Below are 22,560 nucleotides of genomic sequence, written 5' to 3' on the forward strand. Positions count from 1 at the left end.
TAGGTTTTGACGTAAAATTTCTTACAGAGGACTTTTCCGCCGCCACGGCACGGCCACGAGGCCGTCACGGCGGAGAGCGCCTACGATCGATGAGACCGCTGGGTTGGTGGATCCGATCACGGGCGGAAAGAAGCATGAGGAAGGTAACGGATGGCAAGGGTTCCCGCCGAAGAAAGGCGCCTGCAGTTCGTCGAGGCGGCAGCCAGGGTGATCGCACAGGATGGGTTGGCATCGGCTACGACACGTCGCATCGCCAGCGAGGCCGACGCCCCCCTCGCGGCATTGCACTACTGTTTCCGCAGCAAGGACGAACTCCTCGAAGAGGTCTATAACTTCCTCAGCAGGGACTACGCCAAGGCACTGGACCCCGTCCCCGACCCCGGCATGGGCCTGCGCCACATGGTGGGCGCCCACGCCCGGCGCATCTGGAGCCGCATGCTGGAAAACCCCCACGAACAAGTCACCACGTTCGAACTGCTGCTCCGACGCTTCCGGGTGGAAGCCGACGACCAGCCACAGGCATTGCTCATGAACCGCTCCATGTACGACGGGTGGGTGGGCTCAACGCTGGAGTTGTTCCGCGGAGCCGCTGAAGCCGCCGGCGAGCCCGTCCCCGCCAATCTGGAGGACATCACCCGCTTGTTCATCTCGGGGATTGACGGCATCAGCATGCAGCACCTGGCAGACCCCGACGAGGAGCGGTCCAAGCGCTTGGTGGAGCTCATGGCCAGGTCCCTGTCCGGTGCGCTCGACTACGCCTGAGGCTGGCGCTTCATCACCAAGGACGTCACAACACCCAGCAGCAGGAGGCCCGCGGCGGCGGCCATGGAAACCACGAAAGCTGCGCCCGGGCCCTGCGTCTCGGCCAGCTGTCCGGCCAGGTAGGAGCCAAGCGCCGTACCGGCCACAATCCCGCTGGCCAGGGCAGTCATGACAGTCGCCATTCGGCCGGACGGGGCAACGACGCCTCCGATGCTGAAGACCGTGACCATGACCGGACCCACCGGAATGCCGAGCACCAGCAGTACGAAAACCATGGGCCAGATACCCGCAGGAAGAAGCAGCAGCAAGGACAAAGCGGACATCGCCAAGGCAGCCACAACCCACCGCGAAGCCAAGCTGAAGCGCTGCGGCCAGAACGCGACAGACAACGCGGCAACCGCCGAGCTGAGACCCATCACCGCGTACAACAGGCCCGCAATCTCTGCAGTGGCGTATTGCGCTGAAAAGGCGCTCAACGCGTTCTGCGTCGCGCCGAAGAAGGTGCCCATGCACACCATCGCCACCACCGGCACCGCCACTACCGCCCCGGCCCACCGCTTGCGTCGCGGTGCGGCCGCCTGAGTGCCCTCTTCGCCTGAACCCTCGACGCCGGCCTTCACCTTCCGCGGAGCCGGCACCACGGCCTGCTGGCTGGGGTGGACGGCGAAAGCAGGGACCAGGGTGATGGTCATGACGGCGGCAAGCGCGAGCGGCAGCCATGGGGCTACCATGCTGGCCAGCACACCCACCAGCGCCGGGCCGAGCACGAACGTCACCTCGTCAGCTGTGCCTTCGTAAGACAGTGCCGTGTCAAGATCAGCCCGGTTGGCGGCCACGCTTCTTTTCCCACCGGTTGCGCCGGGAGAAAGATTGCGGGTGGTCAGGGCCATCCAGCGCACGCGGGCCATGGGGCCTACCTGGGGGCAACTCGCACCGGCAAGGAAGGCCGCGATCAGGACGCCCGCAGCATCGGCTACCTCCCCGTAGCCGGGAGTGATATAGGCTGCGGCCAAAAGCCCGGCAACAGCCAGGGTATTGATGACCGCGGCGACGAGCAGGACGATGCGTTGCCCCGCACGATCAGCCAGGGAGCCCAGGACAGGTGCGCCCAGGGCGGAGCCGATGCCGACCGCTCCCGCAGCCATGCCGCCGATTGCATACGAGTGGCTGACTGAGGTCACCAAGGTCAGGGTGCCAACGGTCAACATGGCGAGGGGAAGCCGGGCGAAGAGGCCCAGCGGCAGGAAACCAGGTCCGGCAAGTTCCGGAAGCCGTGCGAAACGGCCAGGCAGACGCGAGGTCCGCGCGGGTGTCGATGACAAGGGCTGGGAGGCCACAGAAGTTTTTTCCATTAATCCGGGTTCGCTAAAGGTTGCGCATCGTCCCTCCTCCCGATGCGCGCGACCCGGTGTAACGGGTTAAGTCTATCGGATACCTGTCAGACCGGAACAGCTTCGGCAATCCGCACGCTGGAGCCGTGCCGTCCCTTGACCACCTGGAGCTGGTTGGTGATGCGTTGCTTCATTTCGGCAACGTGACTGACCAGGCCCACTACCCTGCCGCCGTCGCGCAATCCTTCCAAAGCGTCCATCACTTGCTCCAGCGCTTGTTCGTCCAGGCTGCCGAAGCCTTCATCGACAAACAGTGTCTCGATGTCCACGCCGCCCGCCTCCTGCTGGACCACGTCAGCCAGGCCGAGGGCCAGGGCAAGCGAGGCCATGAAGGATTCCCCGCCGGACAGCGTGGAGGTGTCGCGCCGCTGGCCGGTCCATTCGTCCACCACTTCAAGGCCGAGGCCGGATTTCTGGTTCCGGGCCGCGCGGGCGTCGGTGTGCTGCAGCGTGTACCGGCCGTCGCTCATGGCAACGAGCCTTTCAGAGGCCGCGAGTGCCACTTGCTCAAGGCGTGCCGCCAGGACGTAGGCGTTCAGGCTCATACGGTAGTTGTTGTCCCCGGCACCACGGACAGTGTCGGCCAGTTCAGCCAGGATGCGGGCCTGGTTGCGGGGTTCCCTGCCGGCCTCGGCCAAGGTGTTGTACTCGACCCGGATCCGTTCAATGGCCTCCACCGATTTCGCGGCAAGGGCTGCCGACAATGCTGCCGCCCTTGCCCGATCAGCCGCGTCGGCGGCGTGGAGCTTGACCTCGGCGAGTTCAGCCTCAGGCAAGGGAAGCTCGCCGATCCGGACTTCCTTGGCCGCCAGAACCAAGTCCTCGCTGGCAAACAACTCGTCCAGGCGGGCCGCTTCAGTGTCGAAATCAGCCACGTCTTTCTCCAGACCGACCACATCGGCCGGCGGAAGCAGTTCGCCACGCGCTTCCACTGCCGAGGCGAACCCTGAGTCCGGCAAGGCATTTTGGAGCGATACGGCGGCGTCGGCCTGGGCCTGTCCTGCCTGCTGGAGTTCCCGGTCGGCATCAGCTGCCGACTGAAGGAGCGTGCGCTCGGCGGACAGGGCTTCCAACCGTTCACGAAGACTCGGGAAATCTTCCCGTAAACCGGCGAGGTCGGCCTTCAAAGTGTCGTGCTGTTCCTGCAGGTGAAGGACGGCCGAGGACGCCCGGGAGGCTGCACCGGCGTCCTCTGCGTGCTGCTCCTGCACTTGAGCCAGTTTCCTGGTAATGCCCTCCTGCTTGCTCCGAAGCTGGTCAAGGGTCCGGGATGCCTTTGTCGCCGCCGAAGTCGAGGTCCGGGCAGCCAGGAGACGCGCCTGTGCCTCCTCCGCATCCACGGTGCCGCCTTGGGCCGCCAGTCCGGCAAGGACCTGGGCGGCTGCGGAGACTTGCTCGGCAAGGACACCCTGGGCTTTTTCGCTGGCCTCGAACCGCTCCCTGGCGTGTTCCTCTTCCTGGGCCAGGGACAGGGCCGACCGTACCGCAGCTGCGGGATGCGGGTGGTCCTCGCTCCCGCACACAGCGCATGGCTGACCGCTCTCCAACGCGGCAGCCAGCTCCCCTGCCGCATTGGCCAGGCGGAGCTCGCGAACGTCAAGCCATTCCTGGCGGTGATCCTGGGCCGTGGCACGGGCTCGAAGGTGCTTCTCGGAGATCTCTGCCAACTCGTTGGCTGCCTCGGCATGGCGGGACACAATTTCCACCAGCTCAGCAGCATTGGCTGTTTCGCGCTCAAGCTCCGCGAGTCCATCAGCCGCCGGTTCCAGTGGTTCAATCAGGCCGCTCACAGCTGTCGCTTCTTCACGCAGCCGTTCCAGTTCGTCCACGGCCCGGTCGACTGCTGCTTCATGGTCTGCCTGTTCGCGACGCTTGGCGGCAAGCCGGCCGGCGATGTCCTCCAGTCGCTTTTCGTCAGGGAGGCGGGCTTCCAGAACCGCATAGGTGGCCTTGAGGCGTTCAAGGGATGCGCTGGAGTTTGTTGCCTCCAGCCCTGCAGCTTCGAGCCGTTCCCGTAGCTGCTCAACCTTTGCGACGGCAGCGCGATACTTGCGGGCGGAGGAGTCAACGGCGTCAAGCTGGCCGCTCAGAACGGAAGCCCGGCGGTGCCTCGCGAGCTTGTCCCTGTTCTCCAGTGCCCGCGGCGCGGCCAGTTCAAGAAGGACGCGCCTCTGCGTTGCGGCTCCGAGCCGGGCATGCCGCAATGACTTTTCCTGGGCTTGCCGGAACTGTTCGGCAAGGCGCGAGGACAGCGACTCTGCCTGGTCTGCTTCGTCTGTCCTCCGCGTCCATTCAGCACTCACCTCCGCTGCCACCTCTGCCAGCCAGGCCTCCGGTTCCTGCCCGGCTGTTCCGCCGGCATCAGGATTAGCAACTGTAGTCCCGGCAGTTTCCGTCGCGGCTTGGTCGAGTCCCAGTTGCTGGCGCTCCGCTGCAGCCCGGTCCAGCAACAGCTTGAGTTCCAAGGCATTTTCCTGCACGGCCCGTGCGGCTTCCGCCGCCTGCCGTGCGATCCGGCGTTCGACGGCTTCAAAGCGTTGCGTACCGAAGAGTTTCTGCAGGAGCTCCAGGCGGTCGTTGGCCTTGGACCTGAGGAACGCCGCAAAATCACCCTGGGGAAGCATCACCACGCGGGTGAACTGTTCCCTGTCCATCCCCAAAATGTCCGCGAGCTCGGCACCGACTTCGTCGTTCCTTGAGGATTTCTCCTCCCAACTCCCGGCGATCCGTTCCCGAAGGAGGGTCTTCGCCTGCTGCGTGGTGAACCCTTTCCTGCCCCGTGCGCTGGGGCGTTCCCAGGCGGGCGAGCGCGTCACTTCGAAGCGCCGTCCGCGTGCCGAGAATTCGCAGACGACGCGTGGTTCGGCTGAAGGTGCCGCGTGATCGCTGCGGAGGCGTTTTCCTTCCTGGCGTGCGCCGGGCACGGCTCCGTACAAGGCAAAGCAGATGGCATCAAGGATGCTGGTCTTGCCTGCCCCGGTGGCACCGTTGAGGAGGAAGAGTCCTTGCGCTCCCAAGTGATCGAAGTCGATGTGTTGGGCAGTGGCAAAAGGGCCGAAGGCTTCTATTTCCAGGCGATGGATTCTCACAGTTCCGCCTCTTCCAAGCGGACGGCTTCGAGTGCTTCCCGGAGCGCAGCTTCTTCGGCCTCGCCGGCTCCGCGGTCCCGGACATGCTCCAGAAAGCCGCAGCAGACTCCGAGATCGTCCTGGGCCTTGGCGAGTCGGTCACTGTAGCTCGTCGTGGTCCGGGTCCCGGCGCCTTCGGGATCAAAGGAAAGGACCAACGTGCCCGGAAAGCGGACTCTCAGTTTTTCCATGGCCTGGGTTGGCCGCTGCGCGTCAGTAATGGTGATCTGGCAGTAGGCCTCTTCGGCCCAGGCATACTCCCCGGACTCCAGGAGCTCATCCAAAGTCCCGCGCAGTACGGCCAGGGTCTTGGGGGCTTCCCACACTACTTCCTGGACGTCGATGTCCCCTGACGGGTTGATGTCCACCAACCAGGCACCTTTGCTGTGCTTGGCTTCGGAGAATGAGTACGCCAGCGGCGAACCCGAGTAGCGGACATTGCCGGCCAATTGCTGCCGTCCGTGGAGGTGCCCCAGTGCCGTGTAAGTGAATCCTTCGAAGAGGTCCAAGGGCACCGCTCCCAGTCCCCCGATACTGAGGTCCCTCTCGCTTTCGGACGTGATGCCTCCGCTGGCAAATGTGTGTGCCAGGACCACCGGGTAGACAGGTCCGGATTCGCGGCGACGTTCAACGTCCTTCTTGATAAGCCCTACTGCCTGCTGTGTGACGTCAAAGTGGTTGGCAGAGTCCACGCCCAGCCGCTCGGCCACAAGGCGGGGTTCAAGGAAGGGAATTCCGTAGACCGCCACTTGGCCCGGGGCGTCCCGTTCGCCTCCAAAAGGGAAAACAATGGGGCTGTCCAGGTCCTCCACCCGCGTGCGCAAGTGCACTCCCCCTCGTTCCAGCAACCGGGAAGCGAAACCCAGTCTGATGGCGGAATCGTGATTGCCGCTGGTGAGCACAACGCTAGCCCCGGCCCGGGTGAGCCGCACCAAAGCATCATCCAGCAGTGTGACGACGTCCAGGCCCGGCAGGGCGCGATCATAAACGTCCCCTGCAATGAGCACGACGTCCACCGAGTTGGCGTCCACGAACGTCACCAGCTGGTCCACGAAGCCGCGTTGGGCCTCAAGCATGCCAACGCCGTGGAACGACCGGCCCAGATGCCAATCCGAAGTATGGAGTAACCGCATAATTCCAAGCTAACCGGGGTCACCGACAATAAAGCGCAGACAAGCCGCCCGGCGTCGATCCTGGCCGGTTGCTAGCCTTTCTTGCCGTCGAAAAAGTCGCGTGCGTCATCGTTCGCCGGCTTCGCAGGGAGCGGCTCCGGAGTCGTTTCGGCCCGGGTGTCCGCAGCCTCCTCAGCGATCCCGTTTCCAGCGTCGAAGTGGTCGTTGATGGCGTCTGTCCCACCCTGGTGTTCGGCAGTGGCGCGGGCAGGCCCGGACAACCCCTGGAAACCGCGGAAAGCGAGTCCGGCAAGTGCTGCGCCCATCAGAGGTGCCACCCAGAAAAGCCACAGTCCTTCAATGGCCCAGGAGGGGCTGAAGAAAGCTTGCGCGCTTGCGCGTGCGGGGTTGAAAGGGAGGTTGCCAAGAACCTGGCCGAATTGCAGCAATACGGCCGTCGCCAGGCCCACTGCGAACGGTGCCAAGGAAGGAAGGGCACGGCGTCCGGCCGCCGCTCCGAGGAAGACGGCAACAAGCAAAGCAGAACCGATAACTTCCACCAGCAGCACGCCCGCCAGCTGGGTTTGGGCGGGAGCGTGCTCCCCGAAGCCGGCTGCTGTGGAACCAAAAGCGGCCCGCACATCCGCGAGAACGGGCACGGTAGTCACCACAACGTAGACAAGTGCTGCACCAACCACGCTTCCGATGAGCTGTGCTGCGACATACGCGACGGCGGCGAGCGCCCGGATGCGTCCGGCAATGAGGTTGCCCAAGGTGATCGCGGGATTGAAGTGTCCACCCGAAACGTGCCCGAAAGCCAACATGCACACAGTCACGGTCAGCCCGGCGGCCAAGGCTGAGGGCAAAGGCGCCGCTGCAGGGCTCGAGAGTATCGATACACCCACTGCAACGAGCACAATGAACAACGATCCCAGGGTTTCAGCCGACAGCCTGGCCAGGAGTCCCGGTTGGGGATCGGTAGCGGCCTGCACAGAAGAGGTCATGTGGAACGGGTCCTTACGGTCGGTGTGAAAGTTGGTGCGCTGTTACCGAAGCACAGCGGGCAACACTAGGGCACGCCTTTCGACGCGCCAGGAGCCCTCGAGTATCTTGCCATCCGAAGCTGGACAGCTGCTGGGTTAACGCTGGAGACGATGAAAGCTGCCCCTTGAGCTTATCCGCCCAAGGAAATGGCCGCGATCGCGGCGGCGCCGAGGCCCATCACGGCCAGGGTGCTGGCCAGGATCAACCGCGTGGGGGCTGCCTGGAAGCCGGCCTGGAGTTGCCGTGAGCGTACCCACACCACGGAAGCGAGGACAACGGTGGCTGCCGCGGCGGCCAGCGCACAGATCCCTTGGTAGTCCAGTCCGGGCAGGCCGGTAACGATGGTGCCGGAGGAAGGCTCTGATGTCAGCCAACTCCGCCAGATGAACAGGTCCACCACCACCAGGGAGATCAGCGTCCTGCGCCAGGCAAGGGTGGTCCGCTCGGGCTGCAGGCCGGGATCCCGGGTACTTTCCGGAACGGTGCCGGTCACTGGGTCTTCCTGCTCATCGGGCCACCAGGATCAGCACCGCGAAGGCGAACGCTGCCACGGCTACCACTATGGTCATGAATAACATCACCCGTGAGAAAGGCAGTGCCTGGTCCTGCCGCATCGCCGCTTCCATCTGGCCCCACCGGCGGTAGGACAGTGCCGCCAGGCCGGCCCCTACGAGGGCCAGCAGGACGCATAAAACCAGCCGGACGGGCGTCGGCGCGATATTCGGCGCCAACTGATCTACGGCCACAGCTCCGGCAAGCAGAGCCAGCGAAGTGCGGATCCAGGCCAGGAAAGTACGCTCATTCGCCATCGAAAACCTGTAGTCAGGTGTTTTACCTGTTCGTCGCCAAGCAGGTTCACGCACGTTATCTCTCCAAGTTTTCGCAGTGCCGGACAGCTTCCCCACCATATCAGCGGGGCCTCACGGGCACGGTAAGTTACTGGCATGAGTGTTGAAGCTACTTCCCCCGCCGCGCCGTCCTTCAAGTCCCGTGTCTACGGCTCCCTTTTGGGCGGGGCCCTGGGCGATTCCTTGGGATACGCCGTCGAGTTTGACTCCATCGCGGCGATTCGGGCACGCTACGGCTCCGCGGGACTGACCTCGTTTGAACAGCTCAACGGCGGCAGCCACTTTTCGGACGACACCCAGATGACTCTGTACACGGTGGATGGTCTGGTGGAGGCGCTCGAATGGGCGAACGATGGAGTGGCGGCAGACGAGATCGCCTGCCTGTGGCTTGCCTACCTGCGCTGGCTTGCGACGCAGGACGTTGCGGTTTCCTCGTCAGCGCCCGTCCCGCAGCCCCGGTGGATCGATGCCCAGGCTGTGCTCCGGCACCGGCGGGCTCCGGGCAACGCCTGCCTCAGTGGCCTGGCCTCGGGCGAGATGGGAACGGTGGCGCGGCCGGTGAATCCTGAGTCCAAAGGATGCGGCACGGTAATGCGTTCGGCGCCGTTCGGCCTGATCCCCCACATCTCCCGGGACGCCGTCTACAAACTCAGTTCCGACGCAGCCTCGTTGACCCACGGACACCCTTCAGCACGGTTAAGCGCGGCCGCTTTCAGCCTGCTGATCCATCACATTGTTGCCGGCAGCGATGTCCGGAACGCAGCCAAGGAAGCCCTCGCGTATGTGAACAACGTCCCCACCAAGGCCCCGGAGCTCTCCGAGAGCCTTGAAGCCGCGTTGCAGTTATCCGCCCGGAACACAGTATTGAGCCCGGAAGAGCTGACCGCAGCGCTCGGTGAGGGGTGGGTTGCCGAGGAGGCACTCGCCGTCGGGCTTTACGCCGTTCTGGCTACCAGCGGCGGGGATCCCGCCGAGCACTTCCGCAATGCGGTGGCGGTTGCCGTCAACCACAGCGGCGACAGCGACTCCACAGGCTCCATCGCAGGAAACATCCTGGGCGCCTTTTATGGTGAAGAGTGCCTTCCCACGGACTGGCTGGAAGCACTGGAAGCCCCCGAGGTCATTCGCGGCATGGCGGACAGGCTGCTTGCCGTGACCACCGGCTGAGGGACCCTACGATCTGCGAACGGAGATGTCGGCGCACGCCTCGCACACGTCGGCGGGGATAAGGCCCCGGCGCTGGAGGAAGCCAAAGATGGCGCAACCGAGGCAAAAGCCAGCCAGCGATTCCAGTGAGGCTGCCACGATCAACAACGCGAGCAGCACCCATGCCGCCGGCTGCAAGCCGGTGAAGAACAACACGACGGCGGCACTCGTCAAAGCTGCCCCGATGCCTTGGGCGAAGCGCTTGGGAGGACCGGGCACCAGCTTGGCACGCCCGATCCTGGGCGCCAGGACTTTGACGGACAGCAGTGCCAACGGGGAAATCCGGGGACCAAACAGGACCCGCAGCCAGAAGCCGGCCGCCAGTGCTACCAGTCCCCCACCCCAGCTGGTCAGCAGCGTCGCAATGGCAAGGATGACCACCAGGCCGGCAGTTATCCGGGCGGCGTATTCGTTGACCGGGTTGGGGAAAGCGAAGACTCTCCGCCAATCAACCCCGCCTGCCGGGGCGTTGGCAGTTTGCCGCGCCGGCGCCAGGGAAACGCTTGGCTTGCTCATGAGCCAAGGCTAGGAGTCCCGCTCCCCGGACAGGAAGCATTGTTGCGCACTATGACCCGCGGGGCCTTATGCGCCGCCGACCATCTGCAGGAACTCGCCCTCCGAGACGACCTCGATTTGTTGGCCCTTGGCGTGGAGTTCCAGGACCCGTTTGGCTTTGCCCGTGAGCCGTCCGGCACGAAGGTCTCCGGCCACGAAACCGTCGCCGACAATGAGAACCGTGGTCCGGGCGGTGACGCGGCTTTCGGGCCGGGCGCCCATCTCCGCGGCCCGCGATTTGGCTTCCGGCCGGGTGATCGCGAGGTCTCCGGTGAAGACCAGCGTTTGCCCGAACAGGGGGTGGCCGGGCTCTGCCGCGGGGTTGGGCAGAGGATTGGGTCCTTCCTCCGGCCAGGCAGACCAGCCGCCGGCGATGCCCGGAGTGCGGTCCAGTGTTCGCTCGAAGGAGCTGCCGGTCCTGGCGGCCAACGCGGACATCGTCGCCTTGGACAATCCGAAGGCGGGGTCGAAAGCGGGCTGGCTTGGCAGGCTGAGTCCCAGGGAAAGGTAGAGCTCGGCGATGCTGTTGGCATCGTTGCGCCGTGCGATGTCCACCAGGATCCCGGCGCATGCGCGGGCATCCTCTGCGGCGTCGTGATGGTTCACGAGCGGTACGCCGGCTTCTTCGGCCGCATACGGCAGGGAGTTCGAAACGAGTGAATAGCACCGGCGCGAAAGCATCACGGTGCAGACGTAGTCGTAGGCCGGCCCGGCGAGACCGGAGACTTCCAACCCCGACCTGATGACTCCGAGGTCGAAGGCGGCGTTGTGTGCGGCCAGGATATCGCCGCCGATGAACGCGCCGATTTCGGGGAACAGCTCACCGAACCTGGGCTGGCCCGCTACGTCCTCGGCACGGATGCCGTGGATGCGGGTGTTGTGGAACTCAAAATGATCGTGGTTCTCCGGGGGACGCATCAGCCAGGAGGCTTCCTCCACAACAACCCCGTTGCGGACCTTGCTGAGACCCACTGAACAGGGCGACCCCCTGAAGCCGTTGGCTGTTTCAAAGTCGATCGCCGTAAAGTCCAATGCCACTGGACAAGATTACAGCCGGAAAAGGCCGCCCCTGCCGATTTCGACGGCGGGGCGGCCACTTGCACCGCTAATGTGGGGAACGCTACATCGTGTTGCTTACCGTGTTGCCTAAGGTGTGGCCCGGCGAAGAGTGGCGTAGGAGCCGGCTGCGAGTGCCACGCACAACAATGCCATCCACCCGCTGACGCTCAGTGGGGTCTGCTGGGCCATCCAGCTTCCCACTGCGCCCCACCATCCCAGCAGGGTTGCCAGCGCAGCCAGGCCGATGAGGGCCACCGCCGTTCCCAGCGTTGATACCAGAGTTCCGGTTGTCCCCCAGCGCTTGAAGATGGTGGCGAACCAGAACCCGATGATGAACATGAACATCATCACCACGAAGAAGAAGGCCGCTGTTGAGTACCAAGGCCCGTCCGTGACCCACGGGATCTTGAAGAAGTAGCCATAGACACCCCAACCGTTCGTTGCCCCTTCAATGGCACCACCCAGGAGATAAAGGCCTGTCATGCCAAGAGCGATGAGCGAGAAGAGCCCCACAGTACCCAGGTAGAAAGCCCGACGACTGATGCTCAGTCCCTGGGAGAACGGGAACACCAAGGTCATGCTCTGGATTCCGAGCACCAGGAAGTACCACAAGGGGGCTTGGCTTCCACCGCCGTATTTGCCCTCGTTGACGGGAATAAGCGCAAAGATGGCCAGCGACATCAGGAACGAGGCGGCCAGGATGGTCAGCGGCCATCCAATGTAGGTCCACTTGTTGATCAGTTGCATCCGGGCAACCGCTAGTGTTCTGCTCATCGCCTTGCCTCCAACGCGTCGTCTGCGAACTCCTGGGCACCCTGTCCCTTGGTGCCGGCTCCGGCCATGGTTTTGCGAACCACCAACTGCTGCAGGGATACGGGCGAGAGTTCAAGCCCCAGCTCCTGCGCTTCCGCGCGTTCGCGGCTGTTGAGCGTCTCGTCCACAGTCACCGAGGCCAGGGAACCGAGGGTTTCGCGATGAAGGATCTTCCGGCCGGAGAGGAAAGAGTCCACCTTGTCCGCGGAACCGGAAACAGTCACGGCGGAACCACGGATGTCCTCCGCGTCCGCGTTCATGATGATCCGGCCCTGATCGATAACAACTACGTGTTCCAGAAGGTTGGCTACCTCATCGATCAGGTGGGAGGACAGGATGATGGTTCGCGGATGTTCCGCGTAGTCCTCCACCAACCGGTCATAGAACAATTGCCGGGCTACGGCGTCGAGTCCCAAGTACGGTTCGTCGAAGAACGTCAGTTCTGCGCGTGAGGCAAGGCCGATGATGACCCCTACGGCGGACAGCTGGCCGCGGGAGAGCTTTTTGATTCGTCTCTTGACGGGGAGCTGGAAGGCCTCAGCCAGCCGGTCCGCGAACTTCTGGTCCCAGTTCCTGTAGAACAGCGCGGCGGAGCGGAAGGCGTGCCTGGGCTGGAAGTCATCCGGGTATTTTTGGGACTCTCGGATGAAACAGATACGGGACAGCACAGAGTCGTCCTCGTAAGCGCCGGAGCCGAAGACGAGGGCTTCGCCCGAGCTCGCGAAGGCCTGGGCCGTAAGGACGGACATCAAGGTGGTCTTGCCGGCGCCATTACGTCCGAGCAGGCCGTAGATGCGGTTGGCCGGGAGGCTCAGGTTGACGTTGTCCAGCGCGTTGAGATCCTTGTATTTCTTGAACAGGTTACGGGCCTCGACGACAGTATCGCTCACAGGGCCGCGCTCCTTTCCTTGTCCGTTCCGGAGTCAGGTGCGAGTCCGGAACTGCGTTCAATCATGGTGTTCAGCTGCTCCTTCGAGATCCCCAGCTTTCGGGCTTCCAGTGCCAGCGGCTTGACGTATTGTTCGAAGAATTCCTCGGTGCGCCGCGCTATCACGTTGGCGCGCGCCCCTGTCGCCACGAACATCCCTATCCCCCTGCGTTTGTAGAGAATTCCTGAATCCACCAGCACGTTGACGCCCTTGGCTGCCGTTGCCGGATTAATACGGTGGAAAGCTGCGAACTCATTGGTGGAAGGCACTTGGGATTCCTCGGCCAGGCTGCCGTCCACGATTCCGTTCTCGATGAGTTCGGCGATCTGCATGAAGATCGGTTTGCTGTCATCGATCATGAGCAACACCGCCTCATTGGTTCATTACTCATGTAACTAACCATACAACCGCCGAAGTTTGAGTCAAGACTTTCGCCGAAAAAGACGACGACGGCCGTCCAGTAGGCTTGTTGGGTGATCTTTTCTGCGATGAGCGACCTTGCCGTATCCACTTTCGGGGGTGCAGGACCGGTGCAGCCCTCCATGGCTTCGTTCCTGCCCGACTGGCTCAACCCCCAGATCTTCCTGGCCGATCCTGCCCTGGCACCGTGGGTTGTACTCCTCGTGTGCGGCATCGTCTTTGCGGAGACGGGCCTGCTGGTGGGCTTCTTCCTGCCCGGCGACTCAATGCTGTTTACCGCGGGCCTGCTGGTTGCCACGGATACCATCAAGTTCAACATCTGGGCCCTGGCCGGCCTGATCATCGTCTCCGCGATCATCGGCAACCAGACGGGCTACCTCATCGGTTCCAAGGCCGGTCCAGCGATTTTCAACCGTCCGGACTCAAAGCTCTTCAAGAAAGAGAACGTCGAGAGCGCCCACGCCTTCTTCGAGAAGCACGGCGGGAAAGCGTTGATCCTGGCGCGGTTCGTCCCCATCATCCGCACGTTCGTCCCCGTCATTGTGGGCGTTGCCCAGATGGACAAGCGCAAGTTCTTCATCTTCAACGTCATCGGCGCAGTGCTGTGGGGCGGCGGCGTCACGTTCCTGGGTTACGTTCTGGGCGATCGTATCCCCTGGGTCAGCAAGAACCTGGACATCATCTTCATTGTCATCGTGCTGATCTCCGTCATCCCGGTCATCATCGAGGTCACCCGCGGCTTTGTGGCGAAGCGTAAAGCCGCAGCCGAAGGGACGGACCCGGTGGAGGAATTCATCGAAGAACATGACGGTGGGAAGCACGGCGAGCACTAAGGCTCCCGCAGCGCCACAGCAAAAGCTTCACAGCAAAGAAGAGGCACCCCGCGAACGCGGGGTGCCTCTTCTTTGACGGCTGCACAGTCAGCCGATGACGTTACTGCTGCGTCGGCGTCGCGGTCCCGGAAAGAGCAGCGATGACCGCAGGCAGCAAAGCCCGGAACGCTTGGCCGCGATGGCTGATGGCGTTCTTTTCCTCGGAGCTCAGTTCGGCGCAGCTGCGGTCCATGCCGGCAGGTTGCAGCACCGGATCGTAACCGAAGCCCCCTTCACCGCGGGGTTCACGAAGAAGCGTCCCCTCCAGCTGGCCGTACTCCACGGTCTCGTGGGCGATGCCATCCGTCCCCGGGACAGCCAGGGCCGCGGCGCACACGAACGCTGCCCCACGGAATTGATCCGGAACATCGGACAGTTGTGCCAACAGCAGGTTCAGGTTGCCGGTGTCGTCACCGTGCCGGCCCGACCAACGGGCCGAAAAGATCCCGGGTGCGCCGCCCAGGACATCCACTGCCAGCCCGGAGTCGTCGGCGATGGCAACCAAGCCGGTCGCTTCGGCCACGGCACGGGCCTTGAGCAGCGAATTCTCGGCAAAGGTGACGCCGGTTTCTGCCACGTCGGGGGCACCCGCTGCGGCGGCATCCACCACTTGGGTATCGACGTCGAGGCCCGGCACCTGGCCCCGCAGCAGTTCGCGGAGTTCCTTCAGCTTGCCCTTGTTGTGCGTGGCGAGAACGAGGCGGGGGCCAACGGCCGCTGAAGCGGCGCTCACGGAGCTTCCGCCAGCGTTTCGCGCTGGATGGCGGCGAGTTGGGTTGTGCCCAGCAGCGCAAGGTCGAGAAGGGCATTGAGTTCGTCGCGGTCGAACGGAGCACCTTCCGCGGTGCCCTGGACCTCGACGAATTTGCCCGAGCCTGTGACCACGACGTTCATGTCGGTCTCCGCCCGGACGTCTTCAACGTAGGGCAGGTCCAGCATGGGGACACCGTCGATGATGCCAACGGAAACCGCCGCAATGGTGTCCACAAGGGGCTCGGCATTGCGGGAGATGAGCTTGTTCTCCCGGGCAAAGCGGATGGCCTCGGCGAGCGCGACGTAAGCGCCAGTGATGGCAGCGGTGCGGGTGCCGCCGTCGGCCTGCAGGACGTCGCAGTCCAGGACGATCGTGTTCTCGCCGAGTGCCTTGGTATCGATGATGGAGCGCAGGGAGCGACCGATCAGGCGGGAGATTTCGTGGGTGCGGCCGCCGATCTTGCCCTTGACGGACTCACGGTCCGAACGGGTGTTCGTGGCACGGGGAAGCATGGCGTATTCGGCTGTCACCCAGCCGCGGCCTTCGCCCTTGAGCCAGCGTGGCACGCCCTCGGTCAGGGAAGCGGTGCACAGAACCCGGGTGTTGCCGAACTCGATCAGGGCAGAACCCTCAGCCTGCTTGGACCAGCCGCGGGTGATACTGATGGGTCGCAGTTGGTCAGGGGTCCGGCCATCGGCACGGACGACGGGTGTGGCTGTAGCTTCAGAAGTCATGCTCCAAGCTTAGCGACGATGACGGTACTGCCACCGCCGGGCCTTGCCGGGGCGTGCAGTGGCTGCCGGATCGTGTAGTGGCTGCTAGATCGTGTAGTGGACTCCGGCCACGGCGACGGCGACGTCCCCGGCGAACACTGGCTTGGCCTCGGACAACACTTTGGTTTGCGAGGTCCACACGGGGATGTGAGTGAGGAGAAGGCGTTTGGCTCCTGCATTCGTCGCAGCCTCGCCCGCACGCTTGCCGGTGAGGTGGACGTCCTTGATGTCGTCGTCCCGCCCCTCTTCAAAGGCCGCCTCGCACAGGAAGAGGTCCGACCCCTTGGCGGCGTCTTCCAGTCCCTGGCAGGAATCGGTGTCGCCCGAATACGTCAGGATCTTGGTCACGGGGACACCGTCCTTGCCCGGTTCAGTGGCCGTGACACGCAAGGCGTAGGCCTCCTCCACCGGGTGGTTCACGGCGAACGGCGTCACGGTGAAGGGACCAACAGTGACGGGCTTGAGCTCGGTCCAGTTGGTGAAATCGAATTCCTCATGCATCCCCGGGTCCAGCTCCAAACCGTAGGCCGTGGCCATCCGGTCGGCAGTGGCAGCCGGGCCCCACACGGGAAGGCGGTCCCGTCCCCAGCCGCCCGGCTTCCAGCGCACCGCGACGTGGAGGCCGCACAGGTCCATGCAGTGGTCAGGATGCAGGTGCGTGAGGAAGATCGCGTCGATGTCTTCAAGGTCCGTGTAGCGCTGGATGGCACCCAGGGCACCGCTGCCAAGGTCCATGACGATTTTCCACTCGCGTTCGCCGTCATGGGCGGTGACGAGGTAGCACGACGCCGGCGATCCCGGTCCGGGGAAGGATCCGGTGCACCCGACAATGGTCAGCTTCACAGGCCACGCCCCATGGCTGCGTCCGCGCTCGCTCCGGGGTTCACGAAATACGAGCGGCGCCCAAGGCCGGCACCGGACTTGGCTGCTTCCAGCATCTCGGGGGTGATCCGGGCGAGGCTGCCGGTGGGATACTGCGCTGCCACGTGGTCGACATGCTTCACGGAGAGGACTTCGGGTCCCAGGAAACGGCGCGCCAGTATCTCAAACTGCGCAGCGTCCCCGGTGGCGATGAACTCGTGGCTCGGCGCACTCGACCCGGTGCGCTGGATACCGTGGGTGGCCAGGGCCCGGTAGACGTCCTTGGCGGTTTCTTCCGCACTGGAAACCAGCGTGACGTCCTCACCCATGACGAACGAGATGACCCCGGTCAGCAAGGGATAGTGCGTGCATCCGAGAACGACGGTGTCCACGCCGGCATCCTTGAGCGGGGCGAGATACTCGTTGGCGGCCGCAAGGAGCTCAGGTCCGGTGGTGACGCCAGCCTCCACGAAACTCACAAAAGCCGGGCAGGCCACGGACGTGATGGTGAGGTCCGGAGCAGCGGCAAAGGTGTCCTCATATGCTCGTGAACCCACCGTGGCAGACGTTCCGATGACGCCGATCTTTCCGGACCGGGTGGCTGAAACAGCACGGCGGACAGCCGGTTGAATTACTTCAATCACCGGGATGCCGTACCGGGCCGTGTACCTTTCCCTCGCATCGCGAAGCACAGCCGCCGATGCCGAGTTGCAGGCAATGGTCAGGAGCTTCACTCCGGAGTCCACGAGTTCGTCCATCACGCCAAGGGCGTTGGCGCGGACCTCTGCAATCGGGAGCGGACCGTACGGTCCGTTGGCAGTATCGCCAACGTAGAGTATGGATTCGTTGGGCAGCTGGTCGATGATGGATCGTGCCACCGTCAATCCGCCCACGCCGGAATCAAAAATACCGATCGGGCGCGTTCCCACGATTTCCCCTGTGCTGACGGGGGCGCTACTGCCCGTAGCGCCGCTTTGTGAACCCGATGCTGAAGTCATGATTATTCGAGAATAAGGCTTCCCGTGGAGTGCGGCCATCAGGTGTGTCCTCCGCCTCGTGTCTTATGTGTCACAAGGCGTGGGGGGCGCCGGGCCCCCGGGATCAGGATTTTGCCTGCCTGGCGGAGATCATGGCCTGCACCAAGGACTCCTGCAGCCACGTGGTGAAGTTGTAGACCAGGGCCAAGTAGCTCTCCACATCTTCAGCCTGGCTCCAGTCCTGCATGGTGTGGATGTGCTCGGCGTCCGCTTCATCGCGGATGTCCAGACGTTCGGCCAGAACAAGCCTGACGTCGTTGAGAGCCATTGACCACCGGGCAGCCTCCTCGGGCGTCAGGACCAGGTCTTCCTTGTCCAAACCCATGGCCGTTGCCCGCAGGGCGCCGATTTTGTTTTCCCGGACTGAGCGTTCGGTGAGTTGCCGGAACTCAAGCGAGCCGCCGTCGTCGTCCTTCATAACGTTGGGCAGGAGCCGCAGCAGGGCCCTGTCCGTTGGCTGCTTAACGTCCATGTCCAGGCCAATCAGGGCAGCCAGCGGGTCTTCGTTCTCCCGGACTTCCGGGTCCAGCATGGAGATGACGTCGTCCAGCAATCCGCGGAGGAGATCACGTTCAGCCGGTTCAAGGAACCCGGTGATGCCTTTAAGACCGTATTTGAATGCCTTAGCCACGCTGGCGGCCGCCCTTTCCGGGTGTTTCATTGCCACTGGCAGCCTTCTCCACGGTGGCCCACAGGCCAAAACCGTGCATGGCCACCGCATGCTGCTCCACTAGTTCCTTGCTTCCGAACGCAACGATGGAGCGGCCCTTCTTGTGGACCTCCATCATCAACTTGTGTGCTTTCGACTCGGAGTAGCCGAAGTAGCTCTGGAAAACATAGCTCACGTAGCTCATCAGGTTGACGGGATCGTTCCAGATCACCAGGTTCCAGGGGACATCAGGGGCTGTCAGGACATCAGTGGACGTTTGCTCTGCAGCTTCCGTCCGCTCATCGATGTCCGTGCCAAACGCAACGCTAGGGCTCATCTGTCCATTCTATGGCGGCTCGCACTAGAGTGAATTCGTGAGTAGAGCCGCGTCGTGGGACCACCCCGCAACATCCTTGTACACAGACCACTACGAACTGACGATGCTGCAGGCCGCCCTGCACTCAGGTGCCGCGCATCGCCGTTCTGTGTTTGAAGCCTTCGCCCGACGGTTGCCGGATGGCCGCCGCTACGGCGTGGTGGGTGGCACGGGACGCTTGCTGGAAGGCATTGCGGACTTCAGGTTCGGCGATGCTGAACTCGCATTCCTGGAGCAGAACAAGGTAGTAAACAGGGAGACCCTGGATTACCTTGCCGACTACAAGTTCAGCGGCGACATCTGGGGATACGCCGAAGGGGATGCCTATTTCCCCAACTCCCCCATCCTCATCGTCGAATCGACTTTCGCCGAGGCCTGCATCCTTGAGACGTTCGTCCTTTCGGTCCTTAATCACGACAGCGCCATAGCCTCGGCCGCGTCACGGATGACCTCGGCGGCCGGAACCCGCCCCTGTATCGAGATGGGCTCCCGGCGCACACAGGAGGAATCGGCGACGGCGGCAGCACGCGCCGCTGTCATCGCCGGCTTCGCCAGTACCTCCAACCTTGAAGCCGGCCGGCGCTACGGCATCAAAACCGTCGGTACCGCAGCCCACTCCTTCACGCTTCTTCATGACACCGAGCGCGAGGCCTTCGAAGCCCAGATTGCCACCTTCGGTCCGGGGACTTCCCTGTTGGTCGATACCTACGACGTCGAAACTGCGGTTCGGACCGCCGTCGAGCTCGCCGGTGACAAACTCGGCGCAGTACGTCTGGACTCCGGCGACCTCGTGGCCCAGGCGCAATGGGTCCGGCAACTGCTCGATGACCTCGGCAACGTCAACACGCGCATCGTGGTGACCTCGGACCTGGACGAGTTCGCCATCGCGGCGCTGCAATCTGCCCCAGTGGACTCCTATGGCGTGGGGACGTCGCTGGTCACCGGTTCAGGCGCTCCGACGGCGAGCATGGTCTACAAGCTGGTCAGCCGCACCAACGACGCCGGTGAGTTCATCTCCGTGGCCAAGGCTGCCAAGAACAAGGCAAGCGTCGGTGGCCGCAAGTACGCCCTCCGCAAGCTCAACGAGCGCGGAAGGGCCACCGCCGAAGTCGTGGGCATCGGCCACCGCCCGGAAGATGACGGCAACGACCGTCCGCTGCTTCATCAGTTCGTCAAGAACGGCGAGGTCCTGCCGGGATGGACCGGGCCGGAGGGTGTTGTCCGCGCCAAGGAGCGCCATGCGGCGACCATGGCCGAACTGCCACCCGTAGTGAACCGCCTGCAGCGTGGCGAAGCCGCCATTCCCACCATTTACGAGGAGAACTGATGTCCCGGGCCTTGATCATCGTTGATGTCCAGAACGACTTCTGTGAGGGTGGCACTTTGGCGGTCGAAGGCGGCGCGGATGTCGCTGCCGCGATTACGGAGTATGTGGACGCCAACCAGCAGCACTTCGATCACATCGTCGCCACGCAGGACTGGCACATTGAACCGGGCGACCATTTCTCGGACGATCCCGACATGGTGGACTCGTGGCCGCCGCACTGCCGGGCCCGTAGCAAGGGCGCCGAGCTTCATGAGGACATTGACCCTGAGTACATCCAGGCGTACTTCCGCAAAGGACAGTACACAGCCGCTTACTCGGGCTTCGAAGGCGTCCTGGCCCCGGAAGACGATGTTCCTACCGGGGACCTGAAGGCGGGAGCAGCGGTCGAGGAAGTACTCGACGAGGACGCGATCGGGCTCGATGACTGGCTCCAGAGCCATGACGTTGAAGACGTGGTGATTGTTGGCCTGGCTACCGACTATTGCGTCAAAGCCACAGCTTTGGATGCTGTCCAGGCCGGATACAACACCACCGTGATCGCCGGCCTCACCGCGGGAATCGCCGGGGACCTCAGTGATACCTTCGACGAAATGGAAGCTGCCGGCGTCGACGTCGATCACAGTTGACCCATCGCATCTGAACCATCGCATCTGAACCATCGCATCTGCCCCAGGGCCCCGTTCCCTGAAGTCACGCGGAGATGACGAAAGGGCGCCGCTGGTAGCGGCGCCCTTTTGTCATGTGGGCGTGTTACTGGTTACTTCCGGCCAATGAACCAGTCCTGAAGCTTCCGAAGCCGTGCCTGCAGTTGCTCCTCGTTGGCCTGGGCAACAGCCGGACCGCCGCAAACCTCGCGCAGCTTGGTGTGGACCACCCCGTGCGGCGTCCCTGTCCGGGCAGCCCACGCGGCAACGTTCTTGGCCAGCTCATTGCGCAGGTCCATGAGCATCCGGTGGTCCGGAATCGCCGGCGAAGCCGCAGCAGCCAGTGGCGACTGCCGCTTCTTGCGCGACTGCTGCTCGTGCTGGCGCTGCCGGAGCAACGTTCCCACCTGCTCGGCATCAAGGAGTCCTGGGATGCCGAGGAAGTCCAGTTCCTCGTCGGAGCCGATGTCCGCCCCGGTACCGAACTCGCCACCATCGAACAGGACACGGTCGAAGGACGCTTGGGAGTCCAACGCCTCAAATTTGCCCTTGGTGAGCTCGTCGGAAGCTTTGTCTTCGCGGTTGGCCTCGGCCATCAGGTTTTCTTCGGGACTGAAAAGTCCGTCCTCGTCCTTTTCAGGGCGGTCCAGCGCATGGTCGCGCTCGGCCTCCATGGTGTTGGCGAGAATCATCAAGGGCGGTACCGACGGCAGGAAGACCGACGCCGTTTCGCCCCTTTTGCGCGCACGGACAAAACGTCCGACAGCCTGGGCAAAGAACAAGGGGGTCGAGGTAGAGGTGGCGTAGACGCCCACGGAGAGGCGGGGTACGTCAACACCTTCGGACACCATGCGCACGGCGACCATCCAGCGCTTGTCCCCTGCGGAGAACTCCTCGATCTTGCTCGATGCCTTGGAGTCGTCCGAGAGAATCACTGTGGGCGATTGGCCGGTGATTTTCTTCAACTGGCCGGCGTAGGCGCGGGCGTCATCGTGGTCCGTGGCTATCACCAGGCCACCGGCGTCAGGCACTGTTCGACGGACTTCGCTGAGGCGCTTGTCCGCAGCTGCCAGGACGGCGGGAATCCATTCCCCGGTGGGATTCAGAGCTGTGCGCCAAGCCTGTGAGGTGATGTCCTTGGTGACTGCTGCCTCGCCCAAGGAAGCCGCCATTTCGTCCCCGGCACTGGTTCGCCACCGCATCTGGCCGGAGTAGGCCATGAACAGGACGGGGCGCACGACGTGGTCCCGCAGTGCGTTGCCATAGCCGTACGTGTAATCGGCCTTGGATCTGCGGATCCCGTCCCGGTCCTCGGCGTATTCGACGAAAGGAATGGGTGAGGTGTCGGAACGGAAAGGCGTACCCGTCAAGGACAGACGCCGGGCGGCGGGATCGAAAGCCTCACGGAGGCCATCGCCCCACGACAGGGCTTCACCACCGTGGTGGATCTCATCAAGGATCACCAGGGTGCGTGCGGCTTCAGTCTTGGCACGGTGCAGCATTGGTTTGCTGGCCACCTGTGCGTAAGTGACGGCAACGCCCACGAACCCCCTGCCGTGCTGGCCGTCGGAGTTCTTGAAGTTGGGATCGATGGCGATACCCACCTTGGCGGCAGCATCGGCCCACTGCCTCTTGAGGTGGTCCGTTGGCGCCACGATGGTGATGCGGTTAACCACGCCGCTGTCCAGCAGCGTGGTCGCAATCCGCAGGGCGAAGGTGGTCTTACCTGCACCGGGCGTCGCCACGGCCAGGAAGTCCTTCGGGTTGCGGGTCATGTACAGGTCAAGTGCCTCCTGCTGCCAGGCGCGCAGCTTGGGAGCCGTTCCCCAAGCTGCGCGCTCCGGATACGCGGGAGGCAGTGAAGGACCACCAAAAAGTGTTTCTGTCATGCTGACTCCCCCGGCCTCACGGCAGTTGCGGTTGCCTCAGGCTTTTCGGGCACGCAAAAGCGGACCGGAAAGCGGTGACGTTCAGAAGGGGACTGTGTTTTCTTCCCACCC

Annotated in this window: 23 protein-coding genes; 5 read left to right on the forward strand and 18 right to left on the reverse strand. The window is 63.6% G+C overall.

The window, feature by feature from the left end:
- Positions 1 to 150 precede the first annotated feature (150 nt).
- A complete protein-coding gene (locus PV760_RS09020) occupies positions 151 to 762 on the forward strand; it encodes a TetR/AcrR family transcriptional regulator (RefSeq protein ID WP_018776302.1) in 612 nt (203 codons plus the stop codon).
- Here the strand turns inward: PV760_RS09020 and PV760_RS09025 are convergent.
- The 6 genes from PV760_RS09025 to PV760_RS09050 form a co-directional block, all read right to left on the reverse strand.
- Positions 753 to 2,114: an MFS transporter gene (locus tag PV760_RS09025; protein WP_018776303.1), complete on the reverse strand. Its 1,362-nt coding sequence runs from the start codon at positions 2,112 to 2,114 to the stop codon at positions 753 to 755. The two genes, PV760_RS09020 and PV760_RS09025, sit on opposite strands and share 10 nt — an antisense overlap.
- 86 nt (positions 2,115 to 2,200) lie before the next feature.
- Entirely contained in the window at positions 2,201 to 5,242 is a 3,042-nt protein-coding gene (locus tag PV760_RS09030; RefSeq protein WP_354627604.1) for an AAA family ATPase, read from the reverse strand.
- Positions 5,239 to 6,414 (reverse strand): exonuclease SbcCD subunit D, encoded by a 1,176-nt coding sequence (locus PV760_RS09035; protein WP_193589731.1) that lies wholly within the window; start codon positions 6,412 to 6,414, stop codon positions 5,239 to 5,241. The genes PV760_RS09030 and PV760_RS09035 overlap by 4 nt, the downstream gene beginning before the upstream one ends.
- 71 nt (positions 6,415 to 6,485) lie before the next feature.
- A complete protein-coding gene (locus tag PV760_RS09040; protein WP_354627605.1) occupies positions 6,486 to 7,397 on the reverse strand; it encodes an MIP/aquaporin family protein in 912 nt (303 codons plus the stop codon).
- Between the two features lie 170 nt (positions 7,398 to 7,567).
- Positions 7,568 to 7,930 (reverse strand): DUF202 domain-containing protein, encoded by a 363-nt coding sequence (locus tag PV760_RS09045; RefSeq protein WP_018776307.1) that lies wholly within the window; start codon positions 7,928 to 7,930, stop codon positions 7,568 to 7,570.
- 13 nt (positions 7,931 to 7,943) lie between these two features.
- Positions 7,944 to 8,246: a YidH family protein gene (locus PV760_RS09050; RefSeq protein ID WP_018776308.1), complete on the reverse strand. Its 303-nt coding sequence runs from the start codon at positions 8,244 to 8,246 to the stop codon at positions 7,944 to 7,946.
- A 135-nt stretch (positions 8,247 to 8,381) separates the two neighbouring features.
- Here PV760_RS09050 and PV760_RS09055 point away from each other — a divergent pair, with 135 nt between their 5' ends.
- Entirely contained in the window at positions 8,382 to 9,452 is a 1,071-nt protein-coding gene (locus PV760_RS09055; RefSeq protein WP_354627606.1) for an ADP-ribosylglycohydrolase family protein, read from the forward strand.
- A 6-nt stretch (positions 9,453 to 9,458) separates the two neighbouring features.
- Here PV760_RS09055 and PV760_RS09060 read toward each other — a convergent pair whose 3' ends face one another.
- The 5 genes from PV760_RS09060 to PV760_RS09080 all read right to left on the reverse strand — a co-directional run bounded on the left by PV760_RS09060 (position 9,459) and on the right by PV760_RS09080 (position 13,206).
- On the reverse strand, positions 9,459 to 10,007 hold the full coding sequence (locus PV760_RS09060; protein ID WP_039242023.1) for a DUF4395 domain-containing protein: 549 nt from the start codon (positions 10,005 to 10,007) through the stop codon (positions 9,459 to 9,461).
- A 66-nt stretch (positions 10,008 to 10,073) separates the two neighbouring features.
- Entirely contained in the window at positions 10,074 to 11,084 is a 1,011-nt protein-coding gene (locus PV760_RS09065; RefSeq protein ID WP_354627607.1) for a 3'-5' exonuclease, read from the reverse strand.
- Positions 11,085 to 11,192: 108 nt separating this feature from the next.
- Positions 11,193 to 11,879 (reverse strand): hypothetical protein, encoded by a 687-nt coding sequence (locus PV760_RS09070; protein WP_064721746.1) that lies wholly within the window; start codon positions 11,877 to 11,879, stop codon positions 11,193 to 11,195.
- Positions 11,876 to 12,808 (reverse strand): ABC transporter ATP-binding protein, encoded by a 933-nt coding sequence (locus tag PV760_RS09075; RefSeq protein WP_064721745.1) that lies wholly within the window; start codon positions 12,806 to 12,808, stop codon positions 11,876 to 11,878. The genes PV760_RS09070 and PV760_RS09075 overlap by 4 nt, the downstream gene beginning before the upstream one ends.
- Positions 12,805 to 13,206 carry a GntR family transcriptional regulator gene (locus PV760_RS09080; RefSeq protein WP_179128283.1) on the reverse strand — a complete coding sequence of 134 codons (402 nt, stop codon included), beginning with the start codon at positions 13,204 to 13,206 and terminating at the stop codon, positions 12,805 to 12,807. The genes PV760_RS09075 and PV760_RS09080 overlap by 4 nt, the downstream gene beginning before the upstream one ends.
- Positions 13,207 to 13,335: 129 nt before the next feature.
- Here PV760_RS09080 and PV760_RS09085 point away from each other — a divergent pair, with 129 nt between their 5' ends.
- The gene (locus PV760_RS09085) at positions 13,336 to 14,100 is read left to right on the forward strand and encodes a DedA family protein (RefSeq protein WP_018776315.1); all 765 of its coding nucleotides are present in this window, start codon (positions 13,336 to 13,338) and stop codon (positions 14,098 to 14,100) included.
- A gap of 100 nt (positions 14,101 to 14,200) precedes the next feature.
- Here PV760_RS09085 and rdgB read toward each other — a convergent pair whose 3' ends face one another.
- From rdgB to clpS, 6 genes are all read right to left on the reverse strand, one after another.
- Positions 14,201 to 14,872, reverse strand: coding sequence for an RdgB/HAM1 family non-canonical purine NTP pyrophosphatase (gene rdgB / locus PV760_RS09090; RefSeq protein ID WP_064721744.1), 672 nt, complete (start codon positions 14,870 to 14,872; stop codon positions 14,201 to 14,203).
- Positions 14,869 to 15,627, reverse strand: a complete 759-nt coding sequence (gene rph, locus PV760_RS09095; protein ID WP_018776317.1) for a ribonuclease PH — start codon at positions 15,625 to 15,627, stop codon at positions 14,869 to 14,871. The genes rdgB and rph overlap by 4 nt, the downstream gene beginning before the upstream one ends.
- Positions 15,628 to 15,711: 84 nt before the next feature.
- On the reverse strand, positions 15,712 to 16,509 hold the full coding sequence (locus PV760_RS09100) for an MBL fold metallo-hydrolase (RefSeq protein WP_039242026.1): 798 nt from the start codon (positions 16,507 to 16,509) through the stop codon (positions 15,712 to 15,714).
- Positions 16,506 to 17,564: a glutamate racemase gene (gene murI / locus PV760_RS09105; RefSeq protein WP_035733078.1), complete on the reverse strand. Its 1,059-nt coding sequence runs from the start codon at positions 17,562 to 17,564 to the stop codon at positions 16,506 to 16,508. The genes PV760_RS09100 and murI overlap by 4 nt, the downstream gene beginning before the upstream one ends.
- A 64-nt stretch (positions 17,565 to 17,628) precedes the next feature.
- The gene (locus tag PV760_RS09110) at positions 17,629 to 18,195 is read right to left on the reverse strand and encodes a DUF2017 domain-containing protein (protein ID WP_055972139.1); all 567 of its coding nucleotides are present in this window, start codon (positions 18,193 to 18,195) and stop codon (positions 17,629 to 17,631) included.
- Entirely contained in the window at positions 18,188 to 18,550 is a 363-nt protein-coding gene (gene clpS, locus PV760_RS09115; RefSeq protein ID WP_110503958.1) for an ATP-dependent Clp protease adapter ClpS, read from the reverse strand. Before clpS ends, PV760_RS09110 begins: the two co-directional genes overlap by 8 nt.
- 37 nt (positions 18,551 to 18,587) lie before the next feature.
- Here clpS and PV760_RS09120 point away from each other — a divergent pair, with 37 nt between their 5' ends.
- Both PV760_RS09120 and PV760_RS09125 read left to right on the forward strand, forming a co-directional pair.
- Positions 18,588 to 19,916: a nicotinate phosphoribosyltransferase gene (locus PV760_RS09120; RefSeq protein ID WP_026266922.1), complete on the forward strand. Its 1,329-nt coding sequence runs from the start codon at positions 18,588 to 18,590 to the stop codon at positions 19,914 to 19,916.
- Positions 19,916 to 20,542 carry an isochorismatase family protein gene (locus PV760_RS09125; protein WP_354627608.1) on the forward strand — a complete coding sequence of 209 codons (627 nt, stop codon included), beginning with the start codon at positions 19,916 to 19,918 and terminating at the stop codon, positions 20,540 to 20,542. The genes PV760_RS09120 and PV760_RS09125 overlap by 1 nt, the downstream gene beginning before the upstream one ends.
- A gap of 131 nt (positions 20,543 to 20,673) precedes the next feature.
- Here the strand turns inward: PV760_RS09125 and PV760_RS09130 are convergent, their stop codons facing one another.
- The gene (locus PV760_RS09130) at positions 20,674 to 22,449 is read right to left on the reverse strand and encodes a DEAD/DEAH box helicase (protein WP_018776324.1); all 1,776 of its coding nucleotides are present in this window, start codon (positions 22,447 to 22,449) and stop codon (positions 20,674 to 20,676) included.
- Between the last annotated feature and the right edge of the window lie 111 nt (positions 22,450 to 22,560).

It is taken from the genome of Paenarthrobacter sp. CC6 (assembly GCF_040560085.1).
Taxonomy (GTDB): Bacteria; Actinomycetota; Actinomycetes; order Actinomycetales; family Micrococcaceae; genus Arthrobacter; species Arthrobacter nicotinovorans.